Annotated in this window: 23 protein-coding genes; 10 read left to right on the top strand and 13 right to left on the bottom strand. The window is 71.9% G+C overall.

Annotated features, from left to right (window positions below):
* Positions 1–135: 135 nt before the first annotated feature.
* Positions 136–1,128 carry an NAD-dependent epimerase/dehydratase family protein gene (locus ACIGJO_RS05850; protein ID WP_399952634.1) on the bottom strand — a complete coding sequence of 331 codons (993 nt, stop codon included), beginning with the start codon at positions 1,126–1,128 and terminating at the stop codon, positions 136–138.
* Positions 1,129–1,252: 124 nt separating this feature from the next.
* Complete coding sequence (locus ACIGJO_RS05855; protein ID WP_399952637.1) at positions 1,253–2,206, bottom strand: LysR family transcriptional regulator; 954 nt, start codon at positions 2,204–2,206, stop codon at positions 1,253–1,255.
* A 310-nt stretch (positions 2,207–2,516) separates the two neighbouring features.
* Here ACIGJO_RS05855 and snpA point away from each other — a divergent pair, with 310 nt between their 5' ends.
* Positions 2,517–3,188 carry a snapalysin gene (snpA, locus tag ACIGJO_RS05860; RefSeq protein ID WP_399952640.1) on the top strand — a complete coding sequence of 224 codons (672 nt, stop codon included), beginning with the start codon at positions 2,517–2,519 and terminating at the stop codon, positions 3,186–3,188.
* 156 nt (positions 3,189–3,344) lie between these two features.
* Here snpA and ACIGJO_RS05865 read toward each other — a convergent pair whose 3' ends face one another.
* The 6 genes from ACIGJO_RS05865 to ACIGJO_RS05890 form a co-directional block, all read right to left on the bottom strand.
* Positions 3,345–3,710, bottom strand: coding sequence for a GntR family transcriptional regulator (locus ACIGJO_RS05865; protein ID WP_399952643.1), 366 nt, complete (start codon positions 3,708–3,710; stop codon positions 3,345–3,347).
* 2 nt (positions 3,711–3,712) lie between these two features.
* Positions 3,713–4,684, bottom strand: a complete 972-nt coding sequence (locus tag ACIGJO_RS05870) for a DUF1648 domain-containing protein (RefSeq protein ID WP_399952645.1) — start codon at positions 4,682–4,684, stop codon at positions 3,713–3,715.
* A gap of 256 nt (positions 4,685–4,940) precedes the next feature.
* Positions 4,941–5,609 (bottom strand): DUF6304 family protein, encoded by a 669-nt coding sequence (locus tag ACIGJO_RS05875; RefSeq protein ID WP_399952648.1) that lies wholly within the window; start codon positions 5,607–5,609, stop codon positions 4,941–4,943.
* 57 nt (positions 5,610–5,666) lie between these two features.
* On the bottom strand, positions 5,667–6,263 hold the full coding sequence (locus ACIGJO_RS05880) for a GNAT family N-acetyltransferase (RefSeq protein ID WP_399952650.1): 597 nt from the start codon (positions 6,261–6,263) through the stop codon (positions 5,667–5,669).
* Positions 6,264–6,351: 88 nt separating this feature from the next.
* Complete coding sequence (locus tag ACIGJO_RS05885) at positions 6,352–7,395, bottom strand: family 2 encapsulin nanocompartment cargo protein polyprenyl transferase (protein ID WP_399953218.1); 1,044 nt, start codon at positions 7,393–7,395, stop codon at positions 6,352–6,354.
* An 85-nt stretch (positions 7,396–7,480) separates the two neighbouring features.
* Positions 7,481–8,887, bottom strand: coding sequence for a family 2B encapsulin nanocompartment shell protein (locus ACIGJO_RS05890; RefSeq protein ID WP_399952653.1), 1,407 nt, complete (start codon positions 8,885–8,887; stop codon positions 7,481–7,483).
* Between the two features lie 178 nt (positions 8,888–9,065).
* On the opposite strand from ACIGJO_RS05890, the gene ACIGJO_RS05895 reads away from it, so the two are divergent.
* The 3 genes from ACIGJO_RS05895 to ACIGJO_RS05905 all read left to right on the top strand — a co-directional run bounded on the left by ACIGJO_RS05895 (position 9,066) and on the right by ACIGJO_RS05905 (position 11,819).
* Positions 9,066–9,512, top strand: a complete 447-nt coding sequence (locus tag ACIGJO_RS05895) for an RrF2 family transcriptional regulator (protein ID WP_399952656.1) — start codon at positions 9,066–9,068, stop codon at positions 9,510–9,512.
* Positions 9,513–9,666: 154 nt separating this feature from the next.
* Positions 9,667–10,863 carry a globin domain-containing protein gene (locus tag ACIGJO_RS05900; RefSeq protein ID WP_399952659.1) on the top strand — a complete coding sequence of 399 codons (1,197 nt, stop codon included), beginning with the start codon at positions 9,667–9,669 and terminating at the stop codon, positions 10,861–10,863.
* Positions 10,864–10,907: 44 nt separating this feature from the next.
* On the top strand, positions 10,908–11,819 hold the full coding sequence (locus ACIGJO_RS05905) for a 1-aminocyclopropane-1-carboxylate deaminase/D-cysteine desulfhydrase (protein WP_399952662.1): 912 nt from the start codon (positions 10,908–10,910) through the stop codon (positions 11,817–11,819).
* Here the strand turns inward: ACIGJO_RS05905 and ACIGJO_RS05910 are convergent.
* Positions 11,795–13,396, bottom strand: a complete 1,602-nt coding sequence (locus ACIGJO_RS05910) for a Na+/H+ antiporter (protein ID WP_399952665.1) — start codon at positions 13,394–13,396, stop codon at positions 11,795–11,797. The two genes, ACIGJO_RS05905 and ACIGJO_RS05910, sit on opposite strands and share 25 nt — an antisense overlap.
* Positions 13,397–13,431: 35 nt before the next feature.
* Between ACIGJO_RS05910 and ACIGJO_RS05915 the strand changes: the two genes are divergently transcribed.
* The 3 genes from ACIGJO_RS05915 (at position 13,432) to ACIGJO_RS05925 (ending at position 15,288) form a co-directional block, all read left to right on the top strand.
* Positions 13,432–13,692 carry a UBP-type zinc finger domain-containing protein gene (locus ACIGJO_RS05915; RefSeq protein ID WP_399952667.1) on the top strand — a complete coding sequence of 87 codons (261 nt, stop codon included), beginning with the start codon at positions 13,432–13,434 and terminating at the stop codon, positions 13,690–13,692.
* A 232-nt stretch (positions 13,693–13,924) separates the two neighbouring features.
* On the top strand, positions 13,925–14,338 hold the full coding sequence (locus tag ACIGJO_RS05920) for an anti-sigma regulatory factor (protein ID WP_003966375.1): 414 nt from the start codon (positions 13,925–13,927) through the stop codon (positions 14,336–14,338).
* Positions 14,339–14,361: 23 nt separating this feature from the next.
* Entirely contained in the window at positions 14,362–15,288 is a 927-nt protein-coding gene (locus ACIGJO_RS05925; RefSeq protein ID WP_266923695.1) for an RNA polymerase sigma factor SigF, read from the top strand.
* Between the two features lie 63 nt (positions 15,289–15,351).
* Here the strand turns inward: ACIGJO_RS05925 and ACIGJO_RS05930 are convergent, their stop codons facing one another.
* Positions 15,352–15,819 carry a hypothetical protein gene (locus tag ACIGJO_RS05930; protein ID WP_399952672.1) on the bottom strand — a complete coding sequence of 156 codons (468 nt, stop codon included), beginning with the start codon at positions 15,817–15,819 and terminating at the stop codon, positions 15,352–15,354.
* Positions 15,820–16,011: 192 nt separating this feature from the next.
* Between ACIGJO_RS05930 and ACIGJO_RS05935 the strand changes: the two genes are divergently transcribed.
* Together ACIGJO_RS05935 and ACIGJO_RS05940 are read left to right on the top strand one after the other, a co-directional pair.
* Complete coding sequence (locus ACIGJO_RS05935) at positions 16,012–16,980, top strand: diacylglycerol/lipid kinase family protein (protein WP_399952675.1); 969 nt, start codon at positions 16,012–16,014, stop codon at positions 16,978–16,980.
* A 317-nt stretch (positions 16,981–17,297) separates the two neighbouring features.
* A complete protein-coding gene (locus ACIGJO_RS05940) occupies positions 17,298–17,555 on the top strand; it encodes a WhiB family transcriptional regulator (protein WP_003953983.1) in 258 nt (85 codons plus the stop codon).
* Between the two features lie 208 nt (positions 17,556–17,763).
* Here ACIGJO_RS05940 and ACIGJO_RS05945 read toward each other — a convergent pair whose 3' ends face one another.
* A complete protein-coding gene (locus tag ACIGJO_RS05945; RefSeq protein WP_399953221.1) occupies positions 17,764–19,230 on the bottom strand; it encodes a sensor histidine kinase in 1,467 nt (488 codons plus the stop codon).
* Between the two features lie 403 nt (positions 19,231–19,633).
* Positions 19,634–20,710 (bottom strand): SIS domain-containing protein, encoded by a 1,077-nt coding sequence (locus ACIGJO_RS05950; RefSeq protein WP_399952678.1) that lies wholly within the window; start codon positions 20,708–20,710, stop codon positions 19,634–19,636.
* Between the two features lie 196 nt (positions 20,711–20,906).
* Between ACIGJO_RS05950 and nagB the strand changes: the two genes are divergently transcribed.
* Complete coding sequence (gene nagB, locus ACIGJO_RS05955; RefSeq protein WP_399953224.1) at positions 20,907–21,692, top strand: glucosamine-6-phosphate deaminase; 786 nt, start codon at positions 20,907–20,909, stop codon at positions 21,690–21,692.
* Between the two features lie 119 nt (positions 21,693–21,811).
* Here the strand turns inward: nagB and ACIGJO_RS05960 are convergent, their stop codons facing one another.
* Positions 21,812–23,332, bottom strand: a complete 1,521-nt coding sequence (locus ACIGJO_RS05960; protein WP_399952680.1) for a glycoside hydrolase family 3 protein — start codon at positions 23,330–23,332, stop codon at positions 21,812–21,814.
* Between the last annotated feature and the right edge of the window lie 6 nt (positions 23,333–23,338).

A 23,338-nucleotide genomic window follows, 5' to 3' on the forward strand; every position in this document is an offset into this window, starting at 1 on the left:
TACTGCTTATTCACCCCGTATGACACGCCGGATATGGCCGGTTTCATGGAATACGGGGCCTCGGGGCTGGGTGCGGGAGCCGTCGGATACAGGGCCCTCAACCACGGGGCTCCCGGGGAGCGGTACGCCGGGGGCTCAGGCGGCCAGCAGCTTCTCCTCGACCTGCGGATCGAGGCCGACCGGGGGCCGGTCCGGACGCTGCGGCGCGACACCGCCCCGCCCGCACAGCCAGGTCCAGGTGTCGGCGACCGTCTCCCCGACCGGCCGGCAGCGCAGCCCGGCGGCGTACGCCTTGGTGTGGCCGCCCTCGTAGAGCGTGTCGTGGAGCTCCCCGGCGGGCAGCCACATCGGCAGGTCGCTCCAGGGCTCGACGCCTGCCGCGAGCAGTTTCCCGGGGTCGGTCCAGCGCAGTTCCGCGACGGATCCGGTGACCCGGACACAGGAGTCCAGCAGCTCGCCCATCGTGCTGTGACCGGGGCGGCTGACCGTGTTGTACGCGCCGTTCAGCCCGCTCGCGGCGGCGTCCAGGAGCCAGCTCGCCAGGTCGCGGGCGTCGATGTACTGGAGCGCCGCGTCCCGGGGGCCCGGGGCGATGACCGGTCCGCCGCGGGCCGTCCGGCCGAGCCACCAGGGCAGTCTGCCGATGTTCTCGCCTGGGCCGATGATCAGGCCCGCGCGGGCCAGCAGCGCACGGTGGCCGAACGCGTCGAGCGCCGCCAGCTCGCCGCCGCGTTTGGCCAGGGCGTAGGGGACGTCACCGCCCGCGTCGGGGGAGGCACCGGAAACCGGTGGGCCGTCCTCGCCGAGTCCGGCCGGGGCCGGGTACTCGTACACGGAACGGCTGGAAACGTATGTGTAGTGCCCCGCTCTCCCCGTGAGCGTCCGGGCGGCGTCCCGGACCGCCGAGGGCGCGCCGCTCCAGGTGTCGACGACCAGGTCCCAGGAGCCCTCGGACAGGGCCGCCAGGCCGCCCGCGCCGCCCGTCCGGTCGCCGGTCAGCGCACTCACGCCCGGTGGCGGCGCGTGGTGACCGCGGTGGAAGACGGTGACCTCCCAGTCCCGGGCCAGGGCCGCCTCCGTGACGGCGCGTCCGACGAACTCCGTACCGCCCAGCATCAGTACCTTCATGGTGATCACTCTGCCCGCCGGACGCCCGGCCGGGAACACACCCACGCTGTCAGCAGAACCGGGAACCCGCGGCCGTACCCCGTACCGGGAAGCCGCGGCCGGGCGGGGAAGCCGGTGCCGGGTGTCAGAGTGCGCGCGCCAGCGGGCTGCGGTGGCGCAGCAGCCAGGCGTGGTAGCCGGTCACCTGCCGGGCGGCCTCCATGTAGGCGGCCTCCAACTCCCCGTACACCGCCTCCGTATCGGCCTCCGGGCGCGAGACCAGCAGCAGCCGCACGGCGAGCGGGTCGTCGCGCAGCGGGCGGATCGCCATGTCGTCGCGCGGCCCCGAGGTGGGCTGGCAGGGGGCGACCGCCTCACCCAGCACGACCAGGGAGGCGGCGGTGAGGTAGTCGCCGTGCAGCACGGGCGGGTCGAGTCCGGCGGCACCGAGCACACGGCGCACCCCGTCCCACTCGCCGTCCACCGTCGGGTCCACCATCCACCGGTCCCCGGCCAGATCACCGAGCTCCACCACGGAGCGGGCCGCCGCCGGATGGTCCCGGGCGAGCGAGATGAACTGCGGTTCACGGTCGAGGAGCACCCGCTGCTCCAGGCCGTCCGGTATGGACAGCGGGCTGCCCTCCACCTCGTGCACGAAGGCGACGTCGAGGCGGCCCGCCTCGACGGTGCGCAGCAGCGCGTGGGCCGACACATCGACCCGCAGCGAGATGTCGGTGCCGGGCAGCCGGACCCGCAGCCTGCGCAGCCAGCTGCCGAGGACGCGGCTCGCGGTCGATCCGATGCGCAGCCGCGCCCCGCGCGGGCGGGCCGCCTCGGCCTCCGCCAGCGCGTCGGTGACCAGTGCGCTCATCCCGTCGACGAGCGGGCGGGCCCTGCTGAGAACGGCCCGGCCCAGCAGGGTCGGCCGGCATCCGGTCCGTTCACGCTGGAACAGTTCGGCGCCGAGGGAGTTCTCGATCCGCTTCAGCTGGGTGGTCAGGGAGGGCTGGCTGACGCCGAGACGCCGGGCCGCTTGGTGCAGGCTTCCCGTTTCGGCGATGGCGCAGAGCGCCCTGAGGTGTCTCACCTCAAGCTCCATGCAGCCGAGAGTATGGCGGCCCGCACACCGGGCACCAGACGCCGCAACCCCACCAAAGGGCGTCAATTCAGCGGGTGTTGGGGCGACAGAAACGTGCTGATGCCGTGCTGTTCCGGTGCGTGCGGCACGGGGCGCGCGGCCGGACCCCGAGCGCGGCCCGGCCGGGCGATAGGGCGGCGCTATCGCGGATTGACATCATCCGCGCGGGACCGGTGCTCCCCCACACTCTCCCCGTACCGCACCCGTACCGAGTCCGGTCACCGGACACCCCCGCGGCACGGGTTCATCGGACAAGTAGGAGAAACCCCCCATGAGACACTCCAGGACCGCCTTCGCCTCGGCCGTCGCCGGCATCGGCCTCGGGCTCGTCGCCGCACTGGGCACCGCACCTGCGCTCGCCTCGGCTCCGGCACCCACCGGCTCCGCGGCCGGCACCCAGGCGAGCTTCGCCGCGTACGAAGGGTCCAGCGAGAACGCCGCGGCCAACCGGGCGTTCTTCGACGCGGTGGTGAAGTCCGTCGCCGAGAAGCGTGCCGCCAACCCGGGCACGCAGGCGGTCACCGTCATCTACAACGCCTCCAACGCCCCGAGCTTCAGCAGCCAGATAGCCAGCAGCGCGCAGATCTGGAACAGCTCGGTCTCCAACGTCAAGCTTCAGCAGGGCTCCAACGCCGACTTCACCTACTACGAGGGCAATGACTCGCGAGGCTCGTACGCGAGCACCGACGGGCACGGCAACGGGTACATCTTCCTCGACTACGCGCAGAACCAGCAGTACAACTCGACCCGGGTCACGGCACACGAGACCGGACACGTGCTCGGCCTGCCGGACCACTACTCCGGTCCGTGCAGCGAGCTGATGTCGGGCGGCGGCCCCGGCACGTCCTGCACCAACCCCTACCCGAACGCGAACGAGAAGTCGCAGGTGAACTACCTGTGGCAGAACGGTTTCGCGGCCGCGCTGGCCCGCGCCACCTCCTGACGCGACCCGCACGGGCGGGTACGGCACCCGGCGCCACCGCTCCCGGCGGCAACGCCGCACACCGGCCGCCGGTTCCCCCATGCCACAAGGGGCCACCCCGCACCGCGGGGTGGCCCCTTGTGGGCCGAACGGCCGCGAGGGCCGGGGCACTCGGCCCTACCGGGCGGCCCCGCCCAGTTCGGTACGGACGAGAGCCAGCAGCTCGTCCTCCGTCATGCCCAGCTCCCGTGCGTCCGAGACCACTTCCCGTACGCGCTCCAGCAGCCGCGCCCGGTGCGGCGAGGCTCCGCCCGTGACGACCGCCCCGCGGCCCCGGCGCAGCTCGATCAGCCCCTCCTCGCGGAGCCGCTGATAGCCGCGGAGCACCGTGTGGACGTTGACGCCCAGTGATTCGGCCAGCACCCGGGCGGCGGGCAGCCGTTCCCCCTGGGTCACCGCGCCGTCGGCGACGGCACGGCGGACCGACGCGGCGATCTGATCGCCGAGTGGCACGGTGGATGTGGGATCGACCCGGAAGAGCATGGTCAGCGCCCCGCCCGCTGCCGGTCGGCGAGGGTGTTCAGCAGCGCGGCCCCGGTCGCCGAGTCGTCGACTGTGACGGCGAATTCGCGGCCGCCCGCCAGTCTGGCCACGATGGCCTCGCCCGAGCGCATGATGACCCCGCTCCGGCCGGGACGCATCCGGTAGCCCCAGCCGCCGTACTCGGCCAGGGCGTTGACCTCCCGGCTGTCGGCCGACTCGATGCGCTCCAGGGGCACGCGGACGCGCGGCCAGGGCAGCAGCCCGGTGACGGTGAGGCCGCGCCGGTCCACGGTGACGGAGGGCCGGGAGAAGGTCAGCACGGCCAGGCCGATGAGCAGCAGCGGCACGGCGGCGAGCCACCCGACGGCGAACAGGAGGGCGACCGCCGCGGCCAGGAGCGCGAACGTGGACAGCGGAAGCCACCAGGAACCGGTGGAGCGCGCCCAGCCGGCGATCTCCCCGTCGGCGAGCGCGATCCGCTCACCGGGCAGCGCCTCCGGGCCCGTTCGCGGGTCCTGCGGCGCCGGGACGAGCCGGGCGAGCAGCAGCCCCAGCCCACCGCCGAGGACACCGGCCCCCAGCGCCGCGGCGAGCTGCCACAGCGGGAATCCGTCGGCCGGACCGCCCTCGGTGGCGTCGAGGTTGACGAACAGCACCGCCGCGAGCACATAGCCGAAGAACGCGGCCAGGGCGTATCCCCCGGCGATGATCCGGCGGTGGGACGGGCCGTGGAACGTGCCCTTCGCCACCGTCCAGGTCCACAGCGCGCCGAGCGGACCGAGCACCAGCACGATGGCGAGGGCGTACCAGGTACGCCCGATGTGGCCGTCGGCGTCCCCGGCGGCGTCGAAGTGGCTCGCCAGCCGGTCGGGCAGCCGGTCACTGAGAACAGCGAACAGGATCAGGTCGGCCAGCAGGGCGATCAGAAAGGGCAGGGCCACGAGGGTGACGCGGCCAGGGTTCTTACGTCTCATGAAAACCTCCGTTGTTCGCATGTTAGTAGAACAATACGCGCACAGCAACGGGCAGTGGGCGCGGGCCGGGCCCCCGGATCAGCGGGCGCGGGTACGTCAGCGGCTCCGCGCAGGGCCGGGTACGTCAGCGGCTCCGGCAGGGCCCGGGGGGTGTCGGCGGCCCTGCGCCCCGGCGGCTCCGGCAGGAGATGCGCGCGGCACGGCGGAGGGCCCGGCACCATCGGTGCCGGGCCCTCCGCCCACTCGGAGGCGACTGTCAGGCGAGTTCCAGCGGGAACGCTCCCCGGTGGCCGGTCCCGGCACCCTCGGCGGGGCGGGCCTCGAACTCGCGGCAGCTCCAGATCTCCTGGACGAATCCCGTCCGCCGGTCCCACAGGTCCAGCACATCGCCCTCGCCCGCGGCGCCCCGGTAGGCGTCCTTCGCCCCGCGGAAGCAGGCGAGCGCGCCGGAGAGGCCGCGGACGGGGGCCGGGAAGTAGTCGGAGAAGGCACAGGCGATGCACGTCTGCACCTGCGTGCCGGAGGGCAGGATGCGCTGGATCGTGGCCATCGCCGACGCGAAGTCCCGTTCGGCGCGGGCCGATTCGTAGACCGCGCCGTCCAGATGCAGGGCGAGGTACAGGTCGGGGTCGCTGCGGCGCAGCGACAGCAGGCAACTGAGCGTGGCCTGGCGCACCGTGCCCGCGGAGAGGACCGGGATCGGCAGATCCCACTCCAGTACGCAGTCGGTGAGCATGCCGTCCGCCAGGACGAAACTGTCGGTCTCCGGAGGTGTGCCGGACACCGGTCCGAGGCCGTCGAAGCTTTCGCCCTCGAAGTCGACGCCCCTGATCCGGATGCGGAGTTGCCGTCCGTCCGTGGTGAGTACGACGGCCTCGGAACCCTCGCGGTCCCGGTACCAGCCTGCCCACGACTCATCTGTCATGAGCAGGGACTGTAGCCCGTACCCGGCCGGGTCGCCGTGGCGCCCTCCACCTGCGCTTCAACCCGCGTTCGGTTCACGCCACATCGGCCACATCGAGGGGCCGTCCGGGAGCTCGACGGTGGTGCCCATGAAGGTGAATCCCAGCCGTTCGTAGAGGGTGCGGCTGCGGGGGCTGCTCGCCTCCAGATAGGCCGGGACGCCGTCGCGGTCGCAGCGCTCCAGGACCTCCCCGATCAGGGCCGCCCCCAGACCCTCCCCCTGGTGTCCGGGGGAGACACCGATCATGAGCAGATACTCATGGGCCCGGTCGTGCGGGTGGATGGCGCCGGTGAGCCGGCCCACGAGTTCGCACCGTTCGTTGCCGGGGTCCGCGGTCCGCCGCATCAGCGCGGGTGTGGGGTCCTCCTCCTCGGGCTCCCCCGCGGGCACCGGCAGCCACAGGGCCACGGCCGTGCCGTCCTCCAGCACGTCGATACGGCCCTCGGTGAGCGTGACATCGACGAAGACGCCGAGGAACCTCCCGTGCACCGCGCGCCTGTGCTCCTCCTCGGGGAAGACCCAGCTGCTGACCGGGTCGTGATGGAACGCCTCTTCCAGGACCGAGACGACCAGGTCCCTGTCCCGTGCGTCCGCCCGTCGTGTCCGTACACCCATGACCGGCTCCCGCCCCTTCTCCCGTGCGACCTCAACCGACGCGTGGAATCCTAGAGTTGGGGCCGGGGAACCGGTCGCGGGAGGTCGGTCAGTGGGTCCGGCGCGTGACGAATTCGGCCAGCGACAGCAGATCGCCCGCCGCGGCGGGGTCGGGCACCGCCCGGGACAGGTGGTGCACCGCGCGTGCCATCCGGTCGGCCGCGCAGGCCTGCGCCCAGTCCCGGCCACCGGCCAGTTCGACGGCGTCGGCGGCCCGCTCCACTTCGCCGCGGGTGTTCATGGCCCCCTGGTAGAGCACGGCGAGTTCGGCGGCTGCGGGGGTACGGGAGGTGAGCGCCGCCACCACCGGCAGGGACTTCTTGTGGGCGGCCAGATCCGCCCCGACCGGCTTGCCCGTGCGGGCCGGGTCGCCCCAGATGCCGATCAGGTCGTCGATGAGCTGGAAGGAGAGACCCGCCTCGCGCCCGAAGCCGTCCATCGAGCCGACCGCCCGTTCGTCCGCCCCGGCGTAGAGCGCGCCCAGCGCGCACGCGCAGCCGAGCAGGGCGCCGGTCTTGGCGGTCGCCATGGCGAGGCACTCGTCCAGCGAGACCTCCTCGGGGCCCCGCTCCTCGAAGGCGCAGTCGGCCTGCTGCCCGGCGCACAGCTCGATCACGCACGAGGCGAGCCGCGCCGAGGCGCGGGCGGCCGCCGGGTGCGGGTCCTCCGCCAGCAGCCGCTGGGCGAGGGCGAGCAGGGCGTCACCCGCGATGACGGCGTCCGGGATGCCGAAGACCGCCCAGGCCGTGGGCCGGTGCCTGCGGGTGGTGTCCTCGTCGATGACGTCGTCGTGGAGCAGCGTGAAGTTGTGCGCCAGCTCCACCGCGACGGCGGCCCGCAGGGCCTGGTCCGGGTCACCACCCAGCGCCCTGGCGGCGGCCAGTACCAGCGCGGGTCTGATGGCCTTGCCGGCCTGCCCGTCGGCCGGGGTGCCGTCCGCGTTCTCCCAGCCGAAGTGGTACATCGCGACACGGCGCATCCCGCCGGGCAGCGATTCCACCGCCGCTCGCAGGTGCGGGTCGACGAGGTCCCGGGTGCGCTCCAGGAGCACCGCGGCCTCGTGCCCTTCCGTCGTGGCGTCCGTACTCGTCATGGTCATGGGACTCCCCCTGTGGGTGCGGTGGATACGGGTGGGGCGGCGGGCCGGGCGGCCCGCGCCGCCCGGCCCGCCGCAGGGGTCAGTGCCAGCGGCCCACCTCGACGTTCTCCAGTACGCCGAGAGCGTCCGGGACGAGGATCGCGGCGGAGTAGTACGCGGTCACGAGGTAGGAGATGATCGCCTGCTCGTCGATGCCCATGAAGCGGACCGAGAGGCTCGGCTCGATCTCGTCCGGGATGCCGCTCTGCTGGAGTCCGACGACGCCCTGTTCGGCCTCGCCGGTCCTCATGCAGATGATCGAGGTGGTGCGGGTGTCGCTGACCGGGATCTTGTTGGACGGGAAGATCGGCACCCCGCGCCAGGCCGGCACATGGTGGCCGCCGATGTCCACGCTCTCGGGCACCAGACCGCGCCGGTTGCACTCGCGGCCGAAGGCGGCGATGGCCTTCGGATGGGCGAGGAACAGCTTCGAACCCCGCCTGCGCGAGAGCAGTTCGTCCATGTCGTCGGGGCTGGGAACCCCGTCGTGCGGCTGGATCCGCTGCCCGTAGTCGCAGTTGTTCAGCAGCCCGAACTCACGGTTGTTGATCAGCTCGTGCTCCTGGCGCTCGCGCAGCGCCTCGACCGTGAGCCGCAACTGCTGCTCGGTCTGGTTCATCGGCTGGTTGTAGAGATCGGCGACCCGGCTGTGCACCTTCAGCACGGTCTGGGCCACGCTCAGTTCGTACTCGCGCGGCGCCGCGTCGTAGTCGACGAAGGTGTGCGGGACAACCGTTTCTCCCACGTGTCCCGCGGAGAGATCGATCGCCGCCTCGCCGTAGTTGTTGGTCCGCTGCTGCGGGATGGAGAGCACACCGGCGAGGTGGTCCCGGAGCGAATCGGCGCGGTCCGCGAGGTTGAGCACGTCCGCACGGCGCAGGGTCAGGAGCGTGCAGGGGGCGAGGGCGCGGGTGGTGTACTCCCAGGCGGCGTCACCGTCGACCAGACTGCGGTCGCCGAAGTACGAGCCGTCGGCGAGGACTCCGAGCACCGCCTCGTCCCCGTACGGACCGGAGCCGACCTTCTCCACCTTGCCGTGCGCCAGCAGGTGGACCCGGTCCGCCGCGTCCCCCGCGGTGGCGATCACCTCTCCCGCGGCGACTTCCCGCTGTTCGCACCGGCGGGCCAGCTCGGCGAGGACCTCCTGGTCGCCGAAGTCCCGCAGTGCGGGCAGTTCCCCGAGCTCGGCGGGGATGACGGCGACCTGGTCACCGGTCTGCACAAAGGTCACCCGGCCGTCGCCGACGGCATGGCTGAGCCGACGGTTCACCCGGTACGTACCGCCCTGCACCTGCACCCACGGCAGCATGCGCAGCAGCCACCGCGAGGTGATCTCCTGCATCTGCGGCGCGGATTTGGTGGTCGTCGCGAGGTTCCGCGCAGCGGCCGTGCCGAGACTCTGCTGCGGCGGGCCCTGCGTGTCGCGAACCTCTTCACCAACGGACATCTGACGTCCTTTCGATCATGGACTGACCTGCGCGAAGAAGCCTTTCAGTACGATGAGTCGCAGCGCCATTACACAAATGAGTGTGACTAACCGGGCCCAAGTCGGGGCACAGTGTTCAGCGTCGCCCGGCGCTCCGCTTAAGTTGCATCCTGGATGCAACTTATCTAGTCTGACGCCCATGCGGCTGACGAGATTCACCGACGTGGCACTGCGCGTGCTCATGCGACTGGCCGTCGCGCGGGACGAGGATCCGCCGACCACCCGGGAGGTGGCGGCCACGATGCGGGTGCCGTACACCCACACCGCCAAGGTCGTCGCCCGGCTCCAGCACCTCGGCCTGGTCGACGCGCGCCGCGGCCGCGGCGGCGGACTCACCCTCACGGAGGCGGGTCACCGCGCCTCGGTCGGCAAGCTCGTCCGTGAACTGGAGGGTACGGGCGAGGTGGTCGAGTGCGAGGGCGACACTCCGTGCCCGCTGCGCTCCGCCTGCCGCCTGCGCGGCGCCCTGCGGCTGGCCGAGGAGGCCTTCTACGCCACCCTCGACCCGGTCACCGTCGCCGAACTCGTCGCCTCCCCCACCGGCCCGCTGCTGGTAGGCATCAGCGCCCGCCCCGCACCGGGCTGACCCACCGGGCCGCACTCCCCCGCACCCCCGTTCCGGCACTCCGTCGCCCCGCGCTCCGCACGCGGGTCAGCGCACGGAGCGGTCCGTCGCGGCCAAAAATACGCATCCCCCATACCAATTAATTACGCCGTCAACCAGCCTGAGGAGTCCACCGATGCTCTCCGAGACGTCGACCGCCACCGTCCGTGCCACCCTCCCCGCCGTGGGCGCGGCGATCGGGGAAATAGCGGATCTCTTCTACCGCAAGCTCTTCGACGCCCACCCCGAGCTGCTGCGCGACCTCTTCAACCGCGGCAACCAGGCCTCCGGCGCCCAGCGCCAGGCCCTCGCCGGTTCCATCGCCGCCTTCGCGACGCAGCTGGTCGAGCACCCGGACACCCGCCCCGACGTGATGCTCGGCCGCATCGCCCACAAGCACGCCTCGCTCGGGATCACGGCCGGACAGTACGAGGTGGTGCACACCCATCTGTTCGCCGCCATCGCCGAGGTGCTGGGCGACGCCGTCACCCCGGAGGTCGCCGCCGCCTGGGACGAGGTCTACTGGCTGATGGCGGGCGCGCTGATCTCCATCGAGGAGCGCCTGTACGCCCAGCGGGGCGTCGTCGCCGGTGATGTGTGGCGCGAGTGGGAGGTGGTGGACCGGACCGAGGAGACCGAGGACGTCGCCACCTTCCGGCTGCGCCCGGTGGACGGAACCCCCGCTCCCTCCTTCCGGCCCGGCCAGTACGTCTCCGTACAGCTGGAACTGCCCGACGGGGCCCGGCAGATACGCCAGTACAGCCTTTCCCGCTCCCCCGGGTCCCCGCTGCGCTCGATCACCGTCAAGCGGGTCCGCGGGGAGGGGACTCCGGACGGCGAGGTGTCCCGGCAGCTGCACGAGCACACCCGGGCCGGCGACCGGCTGCGCGTCTCCGTCCCCTACGGGGACCTGGTGCTCGACCACATGGACGCGCCCCTGCTGCTCGCCTCCGCGGGCATCGGCTGCACCCCGATGCTCTCGATGCTGGAGCACCTGGTGGACACCGGCCACCGCACCCCCGTCACCGTCGTGCACGGCGACCGCTCGCCCGCCGCACACGCCCTGCGCGCCGAACACACGCTGCTCACCGGCAAACTCCCCGGAGCCGAGGCCCACTTCTGGTACGAGGACCCGGAGCCCGGCCACCCCGCCGGCCGCACCGGGACGGTCGATCTGACCGGCCTCACCGTCGCGCCCGGGACGCACGCCTACCTCTGCGGCCCGCTGCCGTTCATGCGCGCCGTCCGCGCCCAGCTGCTGACCGCGGGGGTCCGGGCGTCCGACATCCACTACGAGGTGTTCGGCCCGGACCTCTGGCTCGCCGCCGCCTGACCCGCGGCCACCCTGCGGGGCCGCCCCGCGGCGACAATGGGCGCATGCACCACGAAGCGCCCGCTCCCGCCCCGCGGCCCCGCCTCCCCTCGCCGCTGCGGCCGGCCGAGGACGAGCGGTTCGCCCGGCACGGCGTCACGCTGCTGCTCAAGCGCGACGACCTGATCCACCCGGACCTGCCGGGCAACAAGTGGCGCAAGCTCTCGCTCAACCTCGCGGCCGCCGCCGGAGCGCCCCTGCTCACCTTCGGTGGCGCCTACTCCAACCATCTGCGGGCCACCGCGGCCGCCGGGCGGCTGTTCGGGTTCCCCACGATCGGCGTCGTACGCGGCGACGAACTGGCCCACCGTCCGCTCAACCCCTCACTGGCCCGTTGCGCGGCCGACGGCATGCGTCTGCACTTCGTGGACCGCGCGACGTACCGGGCGAAGACCGGTCCAGAGGTCCTGGAGGGGCTGCTGAGCCTCTTCGGGGAGGTCCGTGTCATCCCGGAGGGCGGCAGCAACGCCCTGGCCGCACAGGGCTGTACAGCGCTGGGGCGGGAGTTGCGCGGGCGCACCGACGTGGCCGCCGTGGCCTGCGGGACGGGGGGCACCCTGGCCGGCCTCGCCGCGGGCCTGGATCCGGGCCAGCGCGCCCTGGGCGTCCCGGTCCTGCGCGGCGGCTTCCTGGCGGGCGAGGTGGCCCGGCTCCAGCAGGAGGCCTTCGGCCGTCGCGCCGGACGGTGGTCCCTGGACGACCGCTTCCACTTCGGCGGCTACGCCCGTACACCGCCGGAGCTGCACGCCTTCGCCGAGGACTTCGAGGACCGGCACGGGCTGCCCGTCGAGCGGATGTACGTCGCGAAAATGCTGTACGCGCTGACGGCCCTCACCGAGGAGGGCGCCTTCGCGCCGGGGACGACGGTGACCGCCGTGGTGACCGGGCCGCCCTACGAGTCGTCGGACTCCCGGTAGGCCGCCGCCTCCTCCAGGTCCAGCCGCCGCAGCAGGGTCCGCATCATCTCGTCGTCGATCCGCCGCTCGTCGCGCAGCCGCACGAAGACCTCGCGCTCCGCCTCGATCATCTCCCGGGCGAGGCGGCGGTAGGTGTCGTCCGCCGACTCCCCGGTGACCGGGTCGGCGGCGCCCAGCCGCTCCCACACGGCGTTGCGCCGCCGCTCCATCACGGTGCGCAGCCGGTCGGCCAGCGGCGGGGGCAGGCTGTTGTGCTCGTGGGACAGCAGCTCCTCCAGACGCTCCTCGGCGGCCGTGGACGCCTCGCTCTGCGCCTGCGCCTCGGCCAGCGTCTCGGCCTGCGCGTCGCGCCCGGGGAGCTTCAGCACCCGCACCAGCAGGGGCAGGGTCAGGCCCTGGATCACCAGCGTGCCGATGACCGTGGTGAAGGTCAGGAACAGCACCAGGTTCCGGGCCGGGAAGTCCTCTCCGGCATGCGTGACCAGCGGGATCGAGAACGCGATGGCGAGCGAGACGACGCCGCGCATCCCCGCCCACCCGACGATCAGCGGCGCGGTCCAGTCGGTACCCGGCTCGCGTTCCCGGATCCGCCGGGAGAGCCACCGGGGCAGATAGGTGGCCGGGTAGACCCAGACGAACCGCACCACGACGACCGCGAGGAACACCGCGACCGCGTAGCCGAGCGCCTCCCCCACCCCGTACGCGCCGAGCCCCTTCAGTACGAAGGGCAGCTGGAGCCCGATGAGGGCGAACACCGTGGACTCCAGGACGAAGGCGACCATCTTCCACACCGCCGCCTCCTGGAGCCGGGTCGCGAAGTCGACCTGCCAGGAGCGGTGCCCCAGATAGAGCGCGACGACCACGACGGCGAGCACCCCGGAGGCATGCACCCGTTCGGCCGCCGCGTACGCCACGAACGGGATGAGGAGGGACAGCGTGTTCTGGAGGAGCGGTTCCTTGAGGTGGGTGCGCAGCCAGTGCAGCGGCACCATCAGCAGCAGGCCGACGCCCACCCCGCCGAACGCCGCCAGCAGGAACTCGCCGATCCCGGCGCCCCAGCTCATCCCCTCACCGACCGCGGCGGCCAGCGCCACCTTGAAGGCGGTGATGGCGGTGGCGTCGTTCACCAGGGACTCGCCCTGGAGGATCGTGGTGACCCGGGCGGGCAGCCCGACCCGGCGGGCGATGGCGGCGGCCGTCACCGCGTCCGGCGGGGCGATCACCGCCCCGAGGACCAGCGCCGCGGTGAGCGGCAGGTCGGGCACCAGCAGATAGGCCAGCCAGCCCACCGCCACGGTCGCGAAGAGCACGTACCCCACGGAGAGCAGCGCGATCGGCCGCGCGTTGGCCCGCAGATCGAGGTACGAGCTGTCGACCGCCGCCGTGTAGAGCAGCGGCGGGAGCAGCAGCGGCAGCACGATGTGCGCGTCCAGGGTGTACGACGGCACCCCGGGCAGGTACGCGGCCACCAGGCCCACGGCGACCAGCAGCAGCGGCGGGGGCACCGGGGTCCGGCGTGCCGCCCCCGCGACCGCCGCACTGGCCGCGATCAGGGCCACCAGCGGCAATGCGTCCATCTCACGGTCCTCGCATCCGTCGTAATCTGGCAATCATGAGTGAGTGCCCGCATGTTCTCGAACTGCCGCGCCCCGAGCCCGCCCCGCTCAGCGACACCTGTCCTGAATGCCTGGCGGCGGGCAGCCACCCCGTGCAGCTGCGGCTGTGCCTGGCCTGCGGGCATGTCGGCTGCTGCGACTCGTCGCCGCTGCGGCATGCCGCGGCGCACTACCGGGAGTCCGGTCATCCCGTGATGCGGAGCTTCGAGCCGGGCGAGAGCTGGCGCTGGTGCTTCCAGGACGGTTCGATCGTCTGACGTCTGGGTACGTCAATGCGGCGCCGGTTCTTCGCAATTGGCCGCCGCAGACCTCTAGCCACTGTCCGTGCACGGGGATCTACCATGAGTGATGGCCGGGGCGAGGGGCCCCGGCGACACGGCATCATGGGTCGCGATAGCGTCGCCGAGCCAGGAACCGACGACGGACCACATGGCTCCGGGCCACTTCTCCCGGAACCTCGAAAGAGTTTGTGCCACCTTGGAGGTGAGGGTGTCCCAGATCGCAGGCGAGCCCGGGAATCAGGACTTCGTAGAGGTCCGGCTGCCCGCTGCGGGTGCCTACCTGTCGGTGCTGCGAACGGCCACGGCCGGTCTCGCAGCGCGTTTGGACTTCACTCTCGACGAGATCGAGGACCTTCGCATCGCGGTCGACGAGGCCTGCGCGATCCTGCTTCAGCAGGCCGTGCCCGGCTCCGTCCTCAGCTGCGTGTTCCGTCTCGTCGACGACTCTCTAGAGGTGACGGTGTCGGCCCCCACGACGGACGGCCGCGCGCCCGAACGTGACACCTTCGCCTGGACGGTGCTCTCCGCACTGGCGGGCAAGGTCGACTCCACGGTCGCCGACGACCGTACGGTCAGCATCAGCCTCTACAAGCAACGCGGCGCGGGCCCCGGGCCGGCGTGAGCGAGGGGAACGGGGACGGTCCTGTGCGGGACGAGACGATCCGACCCGGGGTGGTGCGCCCAGCAGCCATCCCGGAGCAACAGGCCCGGCCGCATCCGGTGGACGGAGCGGACGGGCCCGAGAGCCGTACGGTCGCGGTGGAGCAGTCGCAGGCAGAGCGGACGGTCCAGATGAGCGAGCACGGGCACCACGATCCACATGACCGCAGCGGGGCGCGCGCACTCTTCATCGAGCTTCGGGAGCTGCCCGACGGCTCGCCCGAGAAGGCGGAGCTGCGCAACCGGCTGGTGCGGATGCATCTGCCGCTCGTGGAGCATCTGGCGCGCCGCTTCCGCAACCGCGGCGAGCCGCTGGACGACCTGACCCAGGTCGCCACGATCGGCCTGATCAAGTCGGTGGACCGGTTCGATCCGGACCGGGGCGTGGAGTTCTCGACGTACGCGACCCCCACGGTCGTCGGCGAGATCAAGCGCCATTTCCGCGACAAGGGCTGGGCGGTGCGGGTCCCGCGCCGCCTTCAGGAGCTGCGGCTCTCGCTGACCACGGCCACCGCGGAGCTCTCCCAGCAGCACGGCCGCTCGCCGACCGTGCACGAGCTGGCGGAGCGGCTGGGCATCTCCGAGGAAGAGGTCCTGGAGGGGCTGGAATCGGCCAACGCGTACAGCACGCTCTCCCTGGACGTCCCGGACACGGACGACGAGTCGCCCGCGGTCGCGGACACGCTCGGCTCCGAGGACGAGGCGCTGGAGGGTGTCGAGTACCGGGAGTCGCTGAAACCGCTGCTGGAGGACCTGCCGCCGCGCGAGAAGCGCATTCTGCTGCTGCGCTTCTTCGGGAACATGACCCAGTCGCAGATCGCGCAGGAGGTCGGCATCTCGCAGATGCACGTCTCGCGGCTGCTGGCCCGCACGCTCGCCCAGCTGCGCGAGCGGCTGCTCGTGGAGGAGTAGCGGGCGGTCACCGGACACCGGCCCGGAGCAGAAGCGACGGGCCGGGTCCCGGAGACGGCCGGGTCAGGCGTCGGGGGTGGTCCGCGGCCCCCGGCGGATGCCCAGCTCACGGGTGGTCGCCGGGTTCATGACCAGCACAAGACCGGTCACGGCCACCACGGCGAGAACGATCCCGGCGGGGATCAGCGCGCCCTGCGACCGCAGCAGGGTCCAGGCCACCGGCAGTGCCATCAGCTGGGTGATGAGCGCGGGTCCCCGGCTCCAGCTGCGGCGCAGCAGCAGCCCGCGGGCCGCGAACAGCGGAATCAGGCCGAGCGCGATGAGGGTGGCCCCGCCCGTCTCCGCCTGCTGGGGGCTCTCGGGCCGCCCGACCAGCCCCATCACCAGCATGTAGAGCCCGCCGATGACCAGTGCCGCCCCTTCCAGGGCGTTGACCCCGGCGAGGACGGCGATCCTGCCCGGCTTCTTCGGCTCCGGCGCTTCCCCTCCGTCCGCGGTGGACGGGGAGGGCGTGTTCTGCTGAGTACTCACGCCTCTCAGACTGGCATCCTCCGGCGGCGAAAGCGAAGCCGGGGTACGGGGGCGGGGTACGCGGCGCGGGAGACGGGAGTACGGAGCGGCGGGGCGGGGCCATGGCGGCAGCCGTTCACGCTCCGTCACCGGGCGCGGACGCAGGGGATCAGGACTACTGGGCGGTACGGCCCGGTAGGTAGTCTGGCGGACATGCGCGCACTCCTCGTGGTCAATCCAGCTGCTACCACCACCAGTGCGCGGACCCGTGACGTGCTCATTCACGCCCTGGCGAGCGAGATGAAGCTGGAAGCGGTGACCACCGAGTACCGCGGGCACGCCCGGGACCTGGGACGCAGGGCCGCGGACAGCGACGACATCGACCTGGTGGTCGCCCTCGGCGGCGACGGCACGGTCAACGAGGTCGTGAACGGGCTGCTGCACAACGGCCCCGATGTGGACAGCCTGCCGAAGCTCGCGGTGGTTCCCGGCGGCTCCACCAATGTCTTCGCCCGCGCGCTGGGACTGCCCAACGACGCCGTGGAGGCGACCGGCGCGATTCTGGACGCGCTGGAGCAGCGCAGCGAGCGGACGGTCGGTCTCGGTCTGGCGGCCGGCACTCCTGGCACGGCGGACGAGTCGGTTCCGGACCGCTGGTTCACCTTCTGCGCCGGACTCGGATTCGACGCGGGGGTCATCGGCCGGGTCGAACAGCAGCGCGAGCGCGGCAGACGGTCGACGCATGCGCTGTACGTACGCCAGGTGGTCCGGCAATTCCTGGAGGAGCCGCACCGGCGGCACGGGATGATCACGCTGGAAGTACCCGGCCAGGACCCGGTCACCGACCTCGCCCTCTCCATAATCTGCAACACCGCCCCCTGGACCTACCTGGGCAATCGCCCGATGTACGCCTCTCCCAAGGCGTCCTTCGACACCGCCCTGGACATTCTCGGACTGAAGCGGCTGTCCACCCCGGCGGTCACCCGCTATGCCACCCAGCTGCTCACGTCGAGCCCCGAAAAAGGCCCCCACGGAAAGCACGCGGTTTCACTGCATGACCTCACGGACTTCACCTTGCATTCAAAGGTGCCACTGCCCTTCCAGATGGACGGCGACCACCTGGGACTGCGTACGAGCGTGACGTTCACAGGCGTACGCCGTGCACTGCGTGTGATTGTGTGAGTGGAAGGGCCTAAAGTCCTTTAACTCGAACGTTTGGGCTGGCCCCCACCCCTAAGAAGTACGGCTGTGACCTAGCCGACACCGAGGAATCAAAAAAAACTTTCCAGAAGGGGTTGTATCCGTCGCCGAGGTTTGCGAATCTCTACATGGCGATCGGGACGGCCCGCAACACCGGCCTCCCTGAGAGCCAGAACCCCTCCTCACCTCACAGACCACACCCAGTTCTCCTGGGGGTCGGCCCGTCATCTGCGGGGGGATTCGTGAAAGCGTTCACATTCACAAGCACCAGCATGTAATACCAAGGAGAGGTAGCAGCCATGGACTGGCGTCACAACGCCGTTTGTCGTGAGGAAGACCCCGAGCTGTTCTTCCCCATCGGCAACACCGGTCCTGCGCTGCTGCAGATCGAGGAAGCCAAGGCCGTCTGCCGTCGCTGCCCCGTCATGGAGCAGTGCCTGCAGTGGGCGCTTGAGTCCGGCCAGGACTCCGGCGTCTGGGGTGGCCTCAGCGAGGACGAGCGCCGCGCGATGAAGCGCCGCGCCGCTCGCAACCGGGCGCGTAACGCCAGCGCCTGACCGACCCCCCGCGACGAGCCCCAGCCCGGCGGCGCGTACAGAGCGTACGCACAGCCCCGCCTTCGAGTCGCAGCGCGCAGTACCCCCGAAGCGCATCGCAACGTGAGCACTACACAGTGGGCCCGGACCGTTACCACGGTCCGGGCCCGCTGTGCTGTGCCGGCGGCGCGCAGCCGGTCCGTCGCCCCGGCTGCCGCTCCCCGCCCGCCTACTTCTCGTTGCGGACCGGAAGGTCCAGCACCACCCGGGTGCCGCGCTCGGGCCCCGGAACCATCCCGAAGGTTCCGCCCAACTCGCCCTCCACCAGGGTCCGTACGATCTGGAGTCCCAGATTCCCGGCCCGCTGCGGGTCGAACCCCTCGGGCAGGCCGCGCCCGTCGTCGGTGACCGTGATCAGCAGCCTCCCCTCCGTGGGCGATCCGCCCCGTACGGCGGAGACTTCCACCGTGCCTCGCTCGGCCACCGCGAAGGCGTGCTCCAGGGCGTTCTGCAGCACCTCGGTGAGGACCATCGAGAGCGGAGTGGCCACTTCCGCATCGAGGATGCCGAAGCGCCCCGTCCGGCGGCAGGTGACCTTGCCCGGGGAGATCTCGGCGACCATCGCGATGACCCGGTCGGCGATCTCGTCGAACTCGACCCGCTCGTCCAGATTCTGGGACAGCGTCTCATGGACGATCGCGATCGAACCGACCCTCCGCACCGCTTCGTTGAGCGCCTCGCGGCCCTGCTCCGAGTCCATCCGGCGGGCCTGGAGACGCAACAGGGCGGCCACGGTCTGGAGGTTGTTCTTCACCCGGTGGTGGATCTCCCGGATGGTGGCGTCCTTGGTGATCAACTCGCGCTCGCGGCGGCGCAGTTCGGTGACGTCCCGCAGCAGGACCAGCGAACCGATGCGCACGCCCTTGGGTTTGAGCGGAATGGCCCGCAGCTGGATGACACCGCCGGCGCACTCGACCTCGAACTCACGGGGCGCATAGCCGCTGGCCACCTTGACCAGGGCCTCGTCCACCGGCCCCCGGGACGGGGCGAGCTCGGCCGTGGTGGTACCGAGGTGGTGGCCGACGAGGTCGGAGGCGAGCCCCAGACGGTGGTAAGCGGAAAGGCCGTTGGGACTGGCGTACTGCACGACCCCGTCGGCGTCGAGCCTGATCAGGCCGTCACCGACGCGCGGGGACGCGTCCATGTCGACCTGCTGGCCGGGGAAGGGGAAGGCCCCGGCGGCGATCATCTGGGCCAGGTCGGAGGCGGACTGGAGGTAGGTGAGCTCCAGCCGGGAGGGCGTGCGGACGGTGAGGAGATTGGTGTTGCGCGCGATGACGCCGAGGACCCGGCCCTCACGGCGTACGGGGATGGACTCGACCCGTACCGGCACCTCCTCGCGCCACTCCGGGTCACCCTCGCGCACGATCCGGCCCTCGTCCAGGGCGGCGTCCAGCAGCGGACGGCGCCCGCGCGGCACCAGATGGCCGACCATGTCGTCCTGGTAGGAGGTGGGGCCGGTGTTGGGCCGCATCTGCGCCACGGAGACATAGCGGGTCCCGTCGCGGGTCGGAACCCACAGGACGAGGTCGGCGAAGGACAGATCGGAGAGCAGCTGCCACTCCGAGACCAGCAGATGCAGCCACTCGAGGTCGGTGTCACTCAGGGCTGTGTGCTGGCGGACGAGGTCGTTCATGGAGGGCACGGGTGCGAGCGTACCTGTGGATACCGAGAGGCACCGAACCGATCCGGCCCCCGCTCCGTGCCACCGTGGGAGGGAGATGCGGCGGGGAAGTGTGGCCGGAAAATGTCTGTCCTACGGATAGACACAAGCAATTGGTCTAGTCCACAATGCTCACAACAAGTCCTCCGCTCTCCCCGCACAGGAGAGCGGAACGAGGCACCCGGCGCTCTCTGCCCTGACTGCGCCGGTGCCTCCAGTGGCCGGAGGCACCGCACACCGCCGGCCAGACAGCTCCGGGCTGCGGTGCCGGACGGGCTGAGGGTCCCGTCCCGGCGCCGCGGCCCGCGGGTGTTCCCGGGGGCGGACGCCGCCCCCGGCGGCCCGCCCCTCCCCCGCCGGCGGCCCTCGCGCCCCGTCAGTGGGTCTCGGTGACCTTGGCCAGGGCGCGTGGCGCGTCCGGGTCCTGGCCGCGGGCGATGGTCACCTCGTACGCGAGCATCTGGAGCGGCAGGATCTCCAGGATCGGCTGGAGCTCCTCCGCCACCCCCGCCGTCGGCAGCACGAAGCCCGCCGAGGCCGCGTTCACCTGCGCCTTCGGGCCCACCACGAAGAGGTCGGCGCCGCGTCCGCGCAGCCGGTCCAGGACCGGCTGGAGGGCCTTGCCGCCGCGTCCGTCGGTGACGACCGCGATCACCGGGGAGATGTTGTCGACCATCGCGAGCGGACCGTGCAGGAGATCGGCGCCGGAGTAGGAGAGCGCGGGGATGTAACTGGTCTCCATCAGCTTCAGGGCCGCCTCCTTGGCCGTCGGGTAGCCGTAGCCGCGCGAGGTGATGACCATGCGCTCGGCGAAGCGGTAGCGCGCGGCCAGTGACCTGACCTCGTCCCCGCGCCCCAGGACCGCCTCGGCGAGCTCGGGCAGGACGGCGGCGGCGGAGCCGTCACCGCCGCGCAGACCCTCCACGAAGAGATAGAGGGACAGCAGGGAGGCGGTGTACGTCTTCGTGGCCGGGAGGGCCTTCTCCGGGCCCGCGAGGATGTCGATGTGGTACTCGGAGACCGCGGCCAGCGCGGAGTCCGGGTTGTTGGTGACGGCGAGGGTGAGCGCCCCCGCCTCCCGGGCCGCCTTCGTGGAGGCCATCAGGTCGGGCGAGCCGCCCGACTGGCTGATGGTGATCACCAGGACGTCGGTGAGGTCGGGCCTGGCCCCGTACGCCGTCGTGGTGGACATCGACGTCAGACCGCAGGGCAGGCCGAGCCGGATCTCCAGCAGGTACTTCGCGTACAGCGCCGCGTTGTCGGACGTGCCGCGCGCCGTGAGCAGGACGAAGCGGGGCTTCCTGGCGGCGATCTCCGCGGCCACCTCACGGATCCCGTCCCCACGGTCGAGGATGCGCCGCAGCATCCCGGGCTGCTCGGCCATTTCGCCGGACATGATCCGGCCGGGCTGTTCGCCGCGGCCGTTCCGCCCGGCCGGGAAGGTGGCGGACATGGGTGCCTCCCTGCGGTGTCGTCCTTTCGGACAAGTCGACCACGGCGCCGGGGGGACCCGCCAGCGGACCGCCGGCCGTACCGGCGGGAGGACCAAGGGATGAACGGTTCACCTGATAGTTGCCGGGTTCTGCTAGATTGGGACGTTGATTGGTCTATACCACATGACTCCACCACTTCAGATCGGCAGGCACAGCGTGGAAGTTGTCATCGTCCCGGATGCCAAGGCAGGCGGCGAACTCATCGCGGAGGCCATCGGCGCCCTGCTGAGCCGCAAGCCCGACGCCCTGCTCGGCGTTGCCACCGGCTCCACCCCGCTGCCCATCTACCAGGCGCTGGCGGCCAGGGTCCGCTCCGGTGCGGTCGACGCCTCGCGTGCCCGCATCTGCCAGCTGGACGAGTACGTCGGCCTGCCCGCGGGCCACCCGGAGTCGTACCGCTCCGTGGTGCTGCGCGAGGTCGTCGAGCCGCTCGGGCTCTCCGAGGCGTCCTTCATGGGCCCCGACGGCTCCGCCGAGGACGTCCAGGCCGCCTGCGAGACGTACGACAAGGCGCTGGCGGCGGCCGGCGGGGTCGACCTCCAGCTGCTCGGCATCGGCACCGACGGCCACATCGGCTTCAACGAGCCGTGCTCCTCGCTGGCCTCCCGCACCCGGATCAAGACGCTGACCGAGCAGACCCGCATCGACAACGCGCGCTTCTTCGACAACGACATCTCCCAGGTGCCGCACCACGTGATCACCCAGGGCATCGGCACCATCCTGGACTCCCGGCACCCGATCCTGCTGGCCACCGGCGAGGGCAAGGCCGAGGCCATCGCGCAGACGGTGGAGGGACCGGTCGCCTCGATCGTGCCCGCCTCCGCGCTCCAGCTGCACCCGCACGCGACGGTGGTGGTCGACGAGGCCGCCGCGTCGAAGCTGAAGCTCGCGGACTACTTCCGCGCCACGTTCGCGGCGAAGCCGCAGTGGCAGGGCATCTAGGACCCGCACGTACGACGGAGGGCCGGACACCCCAGGGTGTCCGGCCCTCCGTCGTACGCCGCCCGTCCGGCGAGAGGTGAGGTCCTCGATCGCCGGACGGGCCGGATCCGGTGGTGCGGTCAGGCGGTGATGGCCTCCGCCGCCGCCAGGCCGCAGACCCGTGCGGCACCGTGGGTGGCCACGTACAGCGATCCCCTCGGCTCCGACTGGGGAAGGCCCATCTCGACCACGATCGTGTCGGGACGTGCCGCCACCAGCGCGTCCAGCGCGTCGGCCATCCAGGCGTGCCGGTGGGCGTCGCGGACGACGGCGACGATGCGCCGCTCCCCCGCCGCGGCCAGCACATCGGCCGCCGCCGTCGTGCTGTCGCTGCCGTAGGTACCGCTCTCGGTACCGGGCAGCAGCCGGCCCAGGTCGCCGGCGAGGCCCCACGGGGTCTCGTTGCCGACGGCGATGTTGGGCGCCGGGTTGAACTCGGCCACATAGGCCGGTCCGGTGAGCCGCTCGGCCGTGCCCGTCACCTGGACGGCGCGGCGGGCCGCCACCAGCCCGATGTCGGTGCTGACTCCGGTGCCGGGCGCGGTCCCCTCCTGCGCTGCCGCGCCCGGCCCCGGTACAGCCCCCCGCGCACTCCGCGTCCAGGACGCGAGTGCGCGTACCCGGGCCGCGGCGTCGGCGAGCCGCTCCTCGGGCAGTTCACCGCTGCGTACCGCCTCGACCAGCGCGTCGCGCAGCAGCAGGACCGTGGGCTCGTCCTCCAGCCCGCCGCCGACGCACAGGGCGTCGGCACCCGCGGCTATCGCGAGGACGGAGCCGCGGGCTATCCCGTACGTCGAGGCGATGGCCTGCATCTCCACGGCGTCGGTGACGATCAGGCCGTCGTAGCCGAGCTCCTCGCGCAGCAGACCGGTGAGGATCTGCGGGCTGATGGTCGCGGGACGCTCGGCGTCGAGCGCGGCCAGCAGGATGTGCGCCGTCATCACGGACTTGGAGCCCGCCGCGATGGCCGCCCGGAAGGGCACCAGCTCACGGGCGTGCAGCGTTTCGAGGTCCACGTCGATGCGGGGCATCGCGTGGTGCGAGTCGACCGCCGTGTCGCCGTGCCCGGGGAAGTGCTTGGTGCAGGCGGCGACACCGGCGGCCTGGAGGCCCTCGATGTACGCGGCCGTGTGCCGGGCGACGAGGCGGGGGTCGGCCCCGAAGGAGCGGACGCCGATGACCGGGTTGCCCGGGTCGGAGTTGGCGTCGGCGGACGGCGCCCAGTTGAGGTTGACGCCGCACTCGGCGAGCCGGCGGCCGAGCTCCTGGGCCACGTCCCGGGTCAGGTGCACATCGTCGACCGCGCCGAGGGCGAGGTTGCCGGGGAACGAGGAGCCCTGCCGGACCTCCAGCCGGGTGACGTCACCACCCTCCTCGTCGATCGCGACGAGGATGTCCTCGCGCTCGGCCCGCAGCTGGGCGGTGAGGGCGGCGACCTGCTCGGGCGTCCGGATGTTGCGGCCGAACAGCGCGACGGCGGCGAGCCCTTCACCGACCCGGCGCAGGACCCAGTCCGGGGCGGTGGTGCCGGTGAACCCGGGCTGGAGGACGGCGAGCGCGTCGCGCGTCAGCGTGTCCGTAGTGGAAACGAGGGTGGTCATGGGGCC

The sequence above is a fragment of the Streptomyces sp. NPDC079020 genome (assembly GCF_044542225.1).
Lineage (GTDB): Bacteria > Actinomycetota > Actinomycetes > Streptomycetales > Streptomycetaceae > Streptomyces.